This is a genomic window from Methylophaga sp. F-2 (genome assembly GCF_056859315.1).
The window spans coordinates 488095-500211 of sequence record NZ_JBSXOF010000019.1; the positions used below are offsets into that span (position 1 = coordinate 488095).

Here is a 12117-nt window from a genome sequence, read left to right on the forward strand (position 1 = left end):
AAAAGCCACCGTTTAAGGTGGCTTTTTATTTTTACCTGGAACAAATTACTAAGCCGCTTTTTGTAGGTTTGCTCTACGACGCAGACCTAAGAAGCCAAGTAATGCTGGAGCAAACAAAAAGGCTGCTGCAGGAACAGGCACTGCTGATGGAGGAATAAAACCAGATGGCTGTGAGTGAATTTCAGCATTTTGATTCAAGCTTCTAGCCACTAATGTGCCTTCAATATTGCCATAAGTAGTCACATCCGTACCCAGCGCTAAAATGCTACCGCCAAATTGTGCTGTGATATGAAGACTATCTGCATCAACAAAATTCCATAACAGCATATCGGCTAAATCAACGGCTGAGTTAGCCAGGAAATTCACACTGATATCGTATTCAGAAAGTGCGTCATCAAAGACATTGAATAAAATACTGGTAGCACTACCGAGATTAAATGCAAACTCATTGACGCTCTCGAAGAAGCTCTGACCGTCGTTAATATTAAACACAGCCAGTCCATCGGTATTTGGTGTGGCATTAAAAGTCACTTTGCCACCGGTAATGGTGTAGTTACTATTGAAATCAGTGCCTGCTAACTGGTTCGAAAACTGGCCTAATGTATTCACCGCATTTGCTGCTGCAGCAGCCGGGTCAAACGGTGCTGATACAGGTTGATTGATAACCGTACCACTGCCGTTAGCGCCAGCAAAACCTGTATTAGTGCCGCCATAGATGGTATTACCGCCGTTGGTATTGACACTACCAGAAATATCGCCGATGACTGAGGTCGAACCATTACCGTTGGCATTATTTTGCACCCAGCCTGAGACTGAGTTCATATATGCATCGCCACCGTCATTAATGTTCAGTGAGCCCGACACATTACCACCGATGTTAACGCCCTTACCTTTTGTTTGCACAGTGCCGTTAAGGTCACCGCCAACAGTCAGAGAAGGAACGACTGCATTGGAAGTTGAATGCATGTTGTACATGCCACCAGTAACATTGCCACCGATTAATGCGTTACCATCAATTTCAGAAGTACTGATCACATTACCGCTAGTAATGAGATTGTATTGATTAAGAAGAGACATGGCGTCAATCTCAACAGCATCAGCGTACGCAAGTTGATTGACACTTAAAGTAACTAATCCGACCATGGCAAGTTTAGAAAAACGCATTTTGAATCTTCCTTATATGTGATTACTTAAAGCTTATTAGTGCTGCAAGTAAATATCTATTGTACTAAAGTACTATTTTTTATTTTTTGATCACAAATTAATATGTCAAAAACAAAAATAGGTGGCTGGATACAGAAATCACTGCAGATAGTCTATGACAATCCGTGGATTCAAATCCGTCATGAAGAAGTCATCAGACCCAATGGCAGCGAAGGTATCTATGGTGTGGTTCATTTCAAATCCCGCGCCATTGGCGTCATCGCCATTGATGAAGACGATCATACTTGGTTGGTACAACAAAGTCGCTATCCAAATAATGAAACCACCATTGAAATTCCAGAAGGTGGCGGCCCACTTGATGAGCCTCCCTTGGAAGCGGCGAAAAGAGAACTCAAAGAAGAAACGGGATTGACCGCTAAAAACTGGCAGCCACTCATGGAATTACGTACCTCCAACTCAGTGACAGACGAAAAAGCTTATATATTTCTTGCCACAGAGCTGACAGCCGGTGAACAGCAACTGGAAGAAACAGAAGATATCGAACTGATAAAAGTCCCGGTGGATACCGCCATAGACATGGCAATGAACGGCGATATCATTGATGCCATGTCAGTGGCAGCCTTATTAAAGCTGGCCTTGATTCGTCGCTAACACTAATTGCATCAAAGCGATCAGCAAGCTTTATTTTGCCTCATGCCAACCACTGTTTTGATAACGTGCAAAGCTATTATCATCAGACCACTGCAGGATAAACAACCAACCGTTTTCAACAAGATCACGTACAGTTTTATGCTTGGCAATCACATTTTCAATCGCTTGTTTCGGAGCAGCAATATAAACACTGAGTCTAAGTGGTTGGTGACGCCACTGCTCTCCATCATGAATAGATTGCATTGCGAGACCAATTCGTAAATCGCCACCATTCCCCTCAAACACGCCGACATGCTGACCAACGGCATTGTGTAACAACTTATTACCACTGCCGAAAAACGTATTATCTGTCACCGATAGGTTGTACTGCATATTAATCCACTGCGTGACGATCATCGGCGCCGTCATGATTTGCTCTAGTAATGCAAATTCAGCGTCTGACTGCCAGTCATAATCATGCAAAAAGGAGCGTCCTTGTAAATCCAGTCCACGCGTACGTTGACGCGGCGCCACAATAAATGACGCATTATTGGCCAAGCCCCATTCAGGACGCACTTCAGACCAGTCTTTGCCTCTGTCTTTAAGTGATTTTTCTAATGCAGCATCATCCAGGTCTTTTAATGCTGCATCCATTATCTGAACGCGTTCACGACGAGTTTCTATGGAAGCCTGTTTTAACCAGGCTTCAATATCATCATTATTCAATGTGTCAAAACACACAATTTCATCAGTTGTGGTGTTATGTAATCCTGCTATGAAACGTGTTTGTTCTGGAATATGGATGTCCGCTTTTTGCAGCTCCGTTCTGATAGCAGGATCGTTTAACAGGCTGGTTAAAACTCGGACATTCACCTCGCCACTCTGACCACAACAAGCACCACAGTCCAGACCTGAGGCATGCAAATTATTGCGAGTTTCACTACCATGGCCCAGCAATAATATGGTGGATGCAAACGTCTTCGTCAGTCCCATGCCTTTAAGTACGCCGGTAACCAAATTAACTTTTTCGAGCAAGCTTAACTCAGTGTGGTTTTGAGTTAATTGCCAGTCTTGATGGTGGGTGAACTCATCTATTAATTTTTCTTTCTTTTTACTAAAGAAATTATCTTTAATCAGTTTATAAGCGTAGGTCCAGCCCATGGTTTCTACCATGGTGAATGACGATACCGGTGAACTCGCCCAGTTTTTCCAAGTACTTGCGTTACTCACCTTATTCAATTTCTTATGATTCGGCGTTTGCTCACTCACCATCACTGAAGGCGCAATCAAGCCCGGTAGCTGTGGACGATTTGCCTGAGTCTGTGCCGGTTGATATGTAATAGGTAAGCCAAAGAAACCAGCAAAACCAATAGTTTGAATAGCATCACTCTGTAATTCCAGATTGCGTCTGATACGTTCAGAACGTACATCAATACAAAATGCGGCTTGTAAGACCGGTGCTGAATCAAGCGGCTTGGCTGTTTGGTTTAAGGTTTTCTGTAATTGTCGTTGGTAACTCAGTTCAGCTGCATAAGCCCATATCCAATAATGACAGGCATATTCATGATGGGCGGCTATGCGCGACATCAAAGACGCTTTTTGATGCTGCCACTGTTGTTTTAATGTGCTGAATTCAACCTGCCCAGGCTTGCTTTTCAACTGACGCCAGATAATCAAATCCCAGGCGATCCGAATCGCTAGTAGCGCTTCGACACAGGCTGTTTGTTGATTATTGAGACGGTTTTCCCAACGTTGCCATGCAAAATAGCTGGCCCAGCCATTAATACACATCAATAACTTATGGGCATACAACTCTAGTTGTTGTGGAGATAATTCCAACTCAGCAACAGCCTGAGCAAACAAGCTGTATGGATTATCGGGCAGCTGAGTGAAAGCATGGCGCAGTTTTTTCTCGCCCATCAGCAATGACATGCCGTAATCATGGCGCGTGAAATCCAGCCAGGCAGCGTAAAGATGATCGAAAGTCTCAGGCTCCTGATTCACAAACTCACCACAAAACTGACTTACCTGGTGAACGATTTCATCCTGCCAACGCATTTTGTGATGATCACGGCTTAAATCGGCAATTTCAGCAATGCTCAAAGCCGCATTCGGCTGGGCCTGTTCAAGTGTTGCCTTGAGTTCATCAACTGTCACAGTGCTGGCATCATAAGCCTTAGCAGATTCAATTAATGCCGACTCACTAATATCGCCTTGTTCGAATAAATCAAGGTAATAGTCAGCTGACATTGTGGTTTTCAAACCTTGTAATGCCCCTACTCTGGCTGAAGCAGACTCGATGGTTTGCTCACGAAACTCCCACAGGGCATTCACCGCAATAAATCGATCCAGAGGCCAGCTTGGGGCAATCAATGAACTCGCTTGATTGATGGCAGTCGCATGCTCAACACTGAGTTCAGTTAATGACTTATTAACACTGTTCATGAAGTGGGCTCCTTGGTAAGCGACGGATCGTTCTGTTTGATAGCTGTCTCTGGTCTTAACGTGATCGGCCAGAGAAACAAGGTCAGACGGGTCATGAGTTCATCTAAATACAAACCAGAAAACAACCAGCGATATAAGGTTCTGGTCGCTTTAGCCTGAGGAAATACTCGCACCTGTACGGCAAGTAAAAATAAGGCAACAAAGAGTGCAGACAACCAGATGTCCATGGCGTCAAACATCGTACTCGCCGGCAAAGGTGGCATTACCCAAGTCAAAATGGTTTTCCCGCCCATGTAAAAGCCAACCAGTAACGCCACTGTCAGACAAGAAGTTAAAAATTGAAGTATGGTGCCATTTCTGACAGCAGAGACCAGATATAGCGCCAACGCTGTATTTACTAATAACCAAACACTCAGTGGCCCTGAATAAGAAGTGAAATACACAATCCCATAGGTGCTGATAACGACCAATAATAAACTCGACATGGCAGAAATAAACGTCACATTTTTCTGCGGCGCTAATTGCTTCAAGCTATATTCCTGTAGCACATCACCGGCACTGAGGAACATATAAGCCTTATAAAGTGAATGAGAAATTAGATGCAGTAAGGCTAATTCGTGCAAACCTAAAGCACATTCAATCAGCATCAAGCCCATCTGAGCACAGGTTGACCAGGCCAGTTTTACCTTAACGCTGATACGCGTCATCATCACCAAGGCACTAATCAAGGTGCTCAGCCCTGCAATAATCAATATCAACCATTGTGCATCTGGGCTGAAGGCGATTAATGGGGCAAAACTCAGTAATAAAAAGCCACCCAGATTGATAATGCCCGCATGCAATAAAGCACTGATTGGTGTTGGCGCTTCCACAACCTGAATCAACCAGCCATGTACGGGTAACTGTGCACACTTAATCAAGGCAGTTAAGGCAAGCATAATGGCCGCACATTTTTCTGCCAGACTCAGTTCAACCGGAATACCTGCACTCATGTAATGATTGGTCATTTCAGCCAGATAAAACGTCCCCAGCTGTGAGTACAACAATACAATTGCGCTGAGTAAAAAAATCTCGGCTACTCTCGCTAAAATAAATTTTTTATGTGCGGCCAGAACGGCGCGTGGTCTGTCGGGATAAAACAATAATAAGCGATGGAAACATAAACTAATAGACACCCAGCCCAACCAGAACAGTAATAAATGATTGCTGACAATGACGACGGAGACGGACGTTAAACTGAGGAATAACCAACGCCAGTAACGATGAGTGTTTTTCTCAGCAAACAGATAACGCTGTGAGAATTTGATTAACACTATCGCCATAAAACACACCAGCAATAGCACCAGCAGATTCACATTATTCATTGCCAGTAATGCTTGTGGCTTGTCTGTTTTTTCGATGTGTCCCGCTGTAATGACGATAGCGGAGATCATAATGGCTGCCGAAATCCATTTGAGCATTATCTGACGCGTTTTGTCACTAATACGACTTAAGCCTGTGATAAAGCCGGCTAATGACAATGTCAGCGGAATAAGAATGGGCAAAACAGCTGTCAGATCAAGATTCACAAACACACCTCCTTAAGTTGAAGAGAGTATGGCAAATGCTTTAACATAAATAAAATAGATATTTATTAACAAAAAGATAAGTTTTACTTAACTATGGCTAAAATCAACTATCATCATCTCTATTATTTCTGGCGTGTTGCTCTGTCTGGGAGTATCACAAAAACAGCTGATGAATGCCATGTTTCACAGTCAGCTTTATCACAACAAATCAAACAACTCGAAACATCGATGGATGTCAGATTATTTGAACGCGCTGGCAGACAACTGTTATTAACCGATGTGGGCAGAAAAGTTCTAAGCTATGCAGATGAGATATTTACCACCGGTGAAGAATTACAATCCTTTATTAATAAAGGAGGAACAGCCACACAAAAACACATCAATATTGGTGTGCTCACCACCTTATCGCGAAACTTTACCGAAAGCTTTATCAGCCCGCTGCTCAAACAGCCCAATGTCAGCTTCACACTCACCACTCGGGGTATGACTAATTTACTGAATGGCCTGACCAGTCATGAACTGGATCTTGTGCTGACCAATCGTTCCGTCAGCCAACAGAATGATGATGCGATATGGCAAAGTCAGTTAGTATCGAGGCAATCAGTATCGATTATTGGACCAGCGCAACAAAATCCCAATAACACCTTTCCACAAGGTTATGAAAATCTGAAATGGGTTCTGCCCACCAAGATTACAGAAATACGCTCAGCGTTTGATGCCTACTGTGCAACGCTGGGTTACGAGCCCGATATTATTGCCGAGGCTGATGATATGGCGATGTTACGACTTTTGGTGCGTGATACCGGCGCCATCACCGCCCTGCCAGCCGTGGTCGTCAAAGATGAAATATCCAGTGGCAACCTGTCAGAGTACCAAGTGTTACCCAATGTCTATGAACACTTTTATGCCATCACCATTAAACGGACTTTTGTGCCTGAAATTGTGACCGACCTGCTTCAAAAGAATATTGTCGATTAACAGTCTTTACCTATCTTAACCATGACTTAACTTCCTGATTGTTATAACTCATCATGACAGCACGGTTACCTAAGCTGTTAATAGATAACCTTGCTGTCTAGCTTCTTTTTCACTTTCACAAAAGTGGATACCAATAATCAGGAGGTAGATATGAAGCGATTAATACCTATTATTTTGGCATCATCAATGATGTCGGGTGTCGCACTAGCTGACAATAATACCGTTAATGCCGCGATTGGCGGTGGTATCGGAGGCGCGGTAGGTGCGGCGGTAGGCCATGAAATGGGTGGTCAAAACGGCGCTATTTTAGGCGCAGCAATTGGTGGCGCTGTTGGTTCAGCCGTCACTACTCAGGTCTCATCAAACCGTTACCGTGATGATTACCATCACCACCATCATAACGATCACTACGATAAAAAACATTGGAAATACAAACAAAAAATGGCACGTCTAGATGCCAAATATCACAAAGATAAAGCACGTGAATATCGGAAATATCGCAAAGCTGTAGAGCATCAACATAGAAAATACCAACACGACCATGACTATTATCACGGTCGTTATTAATTACTCTGTAGAAAGAAACAAAAAAGCCCCGATTAACGGGGCTTTTTTATTAACATCAAACCAGATTATTTAAGCTGAGCCAGAATCGTATTAAAGGTGTTACTTGGACGCATAATACTATTCATCCTATCGTCATCAGGCATATAGTAACCACCCATATCGACGGCTTTACCTTGTTCAGCATTCAGTTCGTCCACAATCTTAGCTTCGTTTTCTATCAGTGCCTGAGCAATACGTGTAAATACCGTTTTTAACTCGGCATTATCTGTTTGCTCAGCAAGTGCTTCAGCCCAGTACATCGCTAAATAGAAATGACTGCCACGATTATCTAATTCACCGGTTTTTTCTTTAGGTGATTTGTTTTCCTGCAGCAATTTACCTGTCGCGGCATCCAAAGTGTCAGCTAATACTTTCGCTTTTGGATTATCCTGGGTATTCGCGAGATGCTCCAATGAGGCTGCTAAAGCCATCAATTCGCCTAAAGAGTCCCAACTCAGATGGTTTTCATCAATCAATTGGTCTAATAACTTCGGTGCGGTACCACCGGCACCGGTTTCAAATAAACCACCACCTTGCATCAGTGGCACGACCGATAACATCTTCGCCGATGTCCCTAATTCCAGAATCGGAAATAAATCGGTGTTGTAATCACGTAGCACGTTACCGGTGACAGAAATGGTATCTTTACCGGCACGAATTCTATCTAAAGAGAGTTGTGTGGCCACCACCGGATTCAAGATTCGAATATCTAATCCTGCCGTATCATGCTCAGGCAAATAGTCATTTACCTTTTTAATTAATTCAGCATCATGTGCCCGGTTTTCATCCAACCAGAAGATCGCAGGCGTATCCGATAAACGGGCGCGACTCACAGCTAATTTCACCCAGTCGCGAATTGGCTCATCTTTGGTCTGACACATACGGAAGATGTCGCCTGCTTCCACATCAAACTCAAACACGGTCTCAGCCTGTTGGTTGGTAACAATAATTTTGCCATCAGCTTTCGCCTGGAAGGTTTTATCATGAGAGCCATATTCTTCGGCTTTTTGTGCCATCAAGCCCACATTAGGCACGGTGCCCATGGTCACCGGATCCAAAGCCCCTTTTTGTTTGCAGTCATCAACGACTGTTTTGTAGACACCGGCATAACAACGATCCGGAATCATCGCTAAGGTATCTTGCTGCTGGCCTTGTTTATTCCACATTTTGCCACCGGCACGGATCATTGCTGGAATAGACGCATCCACAATGACATCAGATGGCACATGGAAATTAGTAATGCCTTTATTCGAGTCCACCATCGCCACATCAGGCTGGCTGGCATAGACCGCTTCAATATCCGCTTCCACCGCTTTTCTGGTTTCGTCATCAACATTGGCCAGGCGGCTGTATAAATCACCTAAACCATTATTGAAGTCCACACCCAGCTCATCAAACAGATCGCTGTGTTTTTCAATGAGGTCTTTAAAAAACACTTTGACGGCAAAACCAAACATCAACGGATCAGAGACCTTCATCATGGTGGCTTTTAAATGCAGAGACAGCAGTACGTTTTCTTGTTTTGCTTTTGCAATGGCATCGGCATAGAACGCTTGTAGACTTTTTGCACGCATCCGCGTGGCGTCTACGACTTCACCTGCCAACACTGGAATCGATTTTTTGAGAACTGTTTCATTACCTGCTTTATCAATAAAGCTCACTTTGAAGTCATCAGCCTGTGCAGAGGTGACGGATAATTCACTGCCATAAAAATCATCCGCATCCATATGTGCAATATCGGTGGCTGAATCCGCTTTCCACTCCCCCATGCTATGCGGATTTTTACGCGCATAGTTTTTGACTGCCGCAGGTGCACGACGATCAGAGTTACCTTCACGCAATACCGGATTTACTGCTGAACCTAATACTTTGGCATAACGATCTTTAATGGCTTGTTCTTCTGGGTTTTTAGGCGCTTCAGGGTAATCAGGCAGGTCATACCCCTTAGATTTTAATTCTGCAATCGCATTTTTTAATTGGGGTACAGAAGCAGAAATATTAGGCAACTTGATAATGTTAGTGGCCGGGTCCTGAGTTAAGGCCCCTAATTGTGACAAGTGGTCTGGAATGCGTTGTTCGTCGGTTAGATTATCGGGAAAGTTAGCAATGATACGTCCTGCAAGTGAAATATCTCGGCTTTCGATATCAATATTGGCATCGGCAGTAAAAGCACGAATAATCGGCAACAATGAATAGGTTGCTGATGCAGGTGATTCATCTACTTTGGTATAAATAATTTTCGACATTCTAAACCCTTAAAAATATGTGATTTTGAATTGCAAGCTCACAAACCGATGTGCTCACACAACCCGCGTCGGCATAGCAACAGTATGTATGTTGAAATATGAATGGCATTTCGACTATGCGTTAATCAACGACCATCAATGGCACGATGTTGATTCAGAGATTCTGTAACGCAGGGTTTCCATAATTTTGGCTGACACACTTTATCATATCTTCATTGGCGCTATACATCACTTAGCCATGATAAAAAGTGTCAAATGGGTTTAATCTGTTAAACGAAAGTTAACCGGCACCACGACGCTGAATGATTTGCCTGATAAGTTACCACGCACAGGCAAAGCCTTGACGGCTTTTTCCACCATCTCATGTGCCGCCTTGTCGAGTACCGTATGCCCGCTGCCCTGTCCGACAACGGAAATGCCAACCATCCGACCTTTTTCAAAACGCACACTGACCATCACCGTGCCTTCAAGATGACGACGAATCGCTAATTGCGGATAGTTTTTATTTTTGGACACCATGGCATATAGCAGCTGCCCATAGCCTTTCCACGCCGTATTTCTATCGACATCAGCCGTGCCCCCCTGATTTTTCTCATCAGGATTGCTGCCGCTACCCGTGGCATTGGTATTCGAGCTATTCTCACTACTTGCCACAGAACTTGTCGAGGGTTGTGCTGACGTATCCGTGCTGGGTGCCTCTACGACCTCCGTCGGTGTCTCAATCGGTTCCACCTTTTCAGCAACTTTGGGTTTCACCACGGGTTTCTCTTGCTTCGGCTTTTCTACCTTTTTAGGTTTCTCTGGTTTGGGCTTAGGCTTTTCAACCTTTTTTGGTTCCGGTTTTGGTTTGGGCTTTTCGACTTTCTTGGGTTCGGGTTTCGGCTCCACTTTTTTGGGCTCAGGTGTTTTTTCTTCGACTGGCTCAACTTCAGGGGGCTGTTCAATCACCACCATATCATCCGGTTCAGGTGGTGTGTCATCCTTGGCGATAAGGATCTTTTTTTTAGTTTCCGGTGGTTTTACCTGGGCTACAGGCTCAGGCGGTGGTTCGGGTTCAACAACCTCCTCTTCAACCATCGGTTCCAGCTGACTGACTTGCACGGTAATACGCACAGGCGCTGCCGGCGGCGAATGTTCAATGGTCGGCATAAATAACAAAATCAAAACGAGATGAATCAATACTGCCCATAAAAAACCAGGCAGCCATCGCTCTGAACCGACAGACTGGTTTGATGAAAAATCGGTCACCCAGGTCGTCATATTACGGCTTCACACGGCTAGTTTTGACTGACATTAACTATCAGACTCCGGCTGCATCACAAAGGTAAACTTACTGATGCCGGCACGCTGGATCGCTGCCATGACTTTAGCTACTGTGCCATATTCTGCTTTTTCATCAGCAAAAATCTCAACGCTGGTATCCACGTTTTGTGCGGCTTCATTCAGAGCGACATCCAATTGTTCCGGGCTGACCGGATCATCACTAAAATACATAGTGCCGTCGGCTGTTATGCTGATATTGATCGACTCAGGCTGAGTCAGGGTTAAATCAGAGCTCGCTTTGGGTAGATTCACCGGCACCGAGTTCATCAATAATGGGGCTGTCACAATAAAAACAGTGAGCAACACCAACATCACGTCCACTAAGGGCGTCACATTGATTTCACTCATCATATTGTCATCACCGCCAGTATTCATCGCCATAGCAGACTTCCTCTATTACTCATGGGTATCGTTTTCGTACCTGACAAAACAGGCATAACAGAAACACGACTGTTAATCGTGTTTGATACGGGATTTAAGCACCAACAGATGAAATGCAGACGCAAAGTTATCCATGGTGGCAGCAGATAATCTGACTTTTCGTAAAAAGTAGTTGTAGGCGAGAACGGCAGGCACAGCCGTCGCAATACCAATCGCCGTTGCGATCAGCGCTTCCCCTATCGGACCGGCGACGACATCCAGACTGGCCGAGCCCATCGCCGTAATGCTTTTTAATGCATTCATAATGCCCCAGACCGTGCCGAATAAACCGATAAAAGGGGCTGTGGAGCCGACACTGGCAAGAATAGATAAGCCATTTTCCATACGGGTTTGTTCAGCATGCGCCTGTTGTTTCAAGGAATGCATCAACATTTCACGTTTATCATCAGGCGCGACAGAATTCGCTAGATACTGCCATGAAACCAGTTCATCCAATCCGGCCTGGCAGACTCTGGCAAGACGCCCTTTTGTTGAAGACATCACCGCCAGTAGATCCTGAATATCACGCGCTTTTGAAAAAACAGCCAAAAACTCTCGGTCAAACCGGCTGTTACGATAAAACGCCAAGTATTTGCTAATACCTACTGACCAGATAATCACAGACAAAATAACAAGAAAGATAAGTACCGCATCAACAATATCTGGAACTGCATCCATAAAAACCACTTTCCTTAGAATTCAATATTACAAGCAATGACGTACTAAAAACTTCAGCA

At 44.2% G+C, this 12117-nt stretch carries 10 protein-coding genes; 3 read left to right on the forward strand and 7 right to left on the reverse strand.

The features are described from left to right. Positions 1-48: 48 nt before the first annotated feature. Positions 49-1164 carry a choice-of-anchor A family protein gene (locus AC13DA_RS11690; RefSeq protein WP_284451899.1) on the reverse strand — a complete coding sequence of 372 codons (1116 nt, stop codon included), beginning with the start codon at positions 1162-1164 and terminating at the stop codon, positions 49-51. A 102-nt stretch (positions 1165-1266) separates the two neighbouring features. On the opposite strand from AC13DA_RS11690, the gene AC13DA_RS11695 reads away from it, so the two are divergent. Further along, positions 1267-1815 carry an NUDIX domain-containing protein gene (locus AC13DA_RS11695; RefSeq protein WP_284451900.1) on the forward strand — a complete coding sequence of 183 codons (549 nt, stop codon included), beginning with the start codon at positions 1267-1269 and terminating at the stop codon, positions 1813-1815. A gap of 30 nt (positions 1816-1845) precedes the next feature. On the opposite strand, the gene AC13DA_RS11700 is transcribed toward AC13DA_RS11695, so the two are convergent. Further along, positions 1846-4239: a YbcC family protein gene (locus AC13DA_RS11700; RefSeq protein WP_284451901.1), complete on the reverse strand. Its 2394-nt coding sequence runs from the start codon at positions 4237-4239 to the stop codon at positions 1846-1848. After that, positions 4236-5807: an NADH-quinone oxidoreductase subunit L gene (locus tag AC13DA_RS11705; protein ID WP_284451902.1), complete on the reverse strand. Its 1572-nt coding sequence runs from the start codon at positions 5805-5807 to the stop codon at positions 4236-4238. The genes AC13DA_RS11700 and AC13DA_RS11705 overlap by 4 nt, the downstream gene beginning before the upstream one ends. A 93-nt stretch (positions 5808-5900) precedes the next feature. Here AC13DA_RS11705 and AC13DA_RS11710 point away from each other — a divergent pair, with 93 nt between their 5' ends. Beyond that, positions 5901-6785, forward strand: a complete 885-nt coding sequence (locus tag AC13DA_RS11710) for a LysR family transcriptional regulator (protein ID WP_007145222.1) — start codon at positions 5901-5903, stop codon at positions 6783-6785. 150 nt (positions 6786-6935) lie between these two features. Continuing rightward, positions 6936-7352 carry a glycine zipper 2TM domain-containing protein gene (locus AC13DA_RS11715; RefSeq protein ID WP_284451903.1) on the forward strand — a complete coding sequence of 139 codons (417 nt, stop codon included), beginning with the start codon at positions 6936-6938 and terminating at the stop codon, positions 7350-7352. Between the two features lie 65 nt (positions 7353-7417). Here AC13DA_RS11715 and AC13DA_RS11720 read toward each other — a convergent pair whose 3' ends face one another. From AC13DA_RS11720 to AC13DA_RS11735, 4 genes are all read right to left on the reverse strand, one after another. After that, the gene (locus AC13DA_RS11720) at positions 7418-9637 is read right to left on the reverse strand and encodes an NADP-dependent isocitrate dehydrogenase (RefSeq protein ID WP_284451904.1); all 2220 of its coding nucleotides are present in this window, start codon (positions 9635-9637) and stop codon (positions 7418-7420) included. A 261-nt stretch (positions 9638-9898) separates the two neighbouring features. Then, positions 9899-10897 (reverse strand): energy transducer TonB, encoded by a 999-nt coding sequence (locus AC13DA_RS11725; RefSeq protein ID WP_284451905.1) that lies wholly within the window; start codon positions 10895-10897, stop codon positions 9899-9901. 33 nt (positions 10898-10930) lie between these two features. Continuing rightward, positions 10931-11341, reverse strand: a complete 411-nt coding sequence (locus AC13DA_RS11730) for an ExbD/TolR family protein (protein WP_273181432.1) — start codon at positions 11339-11341, stop codon at positions 10931-10933. A 72-nt stretch (positions 11342-11413) separates the two neighbouring features. Then, a complete protein-coding gene (locus AC13DA_RS11735) occupies positions 11414-12058 on the reverse strand; it encodes a MotA/TolQ/ExbB proton channel family protein (protein WP_284451906.1) in 645 nt (214 codons plus the stop codon). Positions 12059-12117 lie beyond the last annotated feature (59 nt).

What these genes read in the sequence shown, in the direction of transcription:
- AC13DA_RS11690 (WP_284451899.1), bottom strand. Translation starts at nt 1,164, where the DNA reads ATGCGTTTTTCTAAACTTGCCATGGTCGGATTAGTTACTTTAAGTGTC.
- AC13DA_RS11695 (WP_284451900.1), top strand. Translation starts at nt 1,267, where the DNA reads ATGTCAAAAACAAAAATAGGTGGCTGGATACAGAAATCACTGCAGATA.
- AC13DA_RS11700 (WP_284451901.1), bottom strand. Translation starts at nt 4,239, where the DNA reads ATGAACAGTGTTAATAAGTCATTAACTGAACTCAGTGTTGAGCATGCG.
- AC13DA_RS11710 (WP_007145222.1), top strand. Translation starts at nt 5,901, where the DNA reads ATGGCTAAAATCAACTATCATCATCTCTATTATTTCTGGCGTGTTGCT.
- AC13DA_RS11715 (WP_284451903.1), top strand. Translation starts at nt 6,936, where the DNA reads ATGAAGCGATTAATACCTATTATTTTGGCATCATCAATGATGTCGGGT.
- AC13DA_RS11720 (WP_284451904.1), bottom strand. Translation starts at nt 9,637, where the DNA reads ATGTCGAAAATTATTTATACCAAAGTAGATGAATCACCTGCATCAGCA.
- AC13DA_RS11725 (WP_284451905.1), bottom strand. Translation starts at nt 10,897, where the DNA reads ATGACGACCTGGGTGACCGATTTTTCATCAAACCAGTCTGTCGGTTCA.
- AC13DA_RS11730 (WP_273181432.1), bottom strand. Translation starts at nt 11,341, where the DNA reads ATGGCGATGAATACTGGCGGTGATGACAATATGATGAGTGAAATCAAT.
- AC13DA_RS11735 (WP_284451906.1), bottom strand. Translation starts at nt 12,058, where the DNA reads ATGGATGCAGTTCCAGATATTGTTGATGCGGTACTTATCTTTCTTGTT.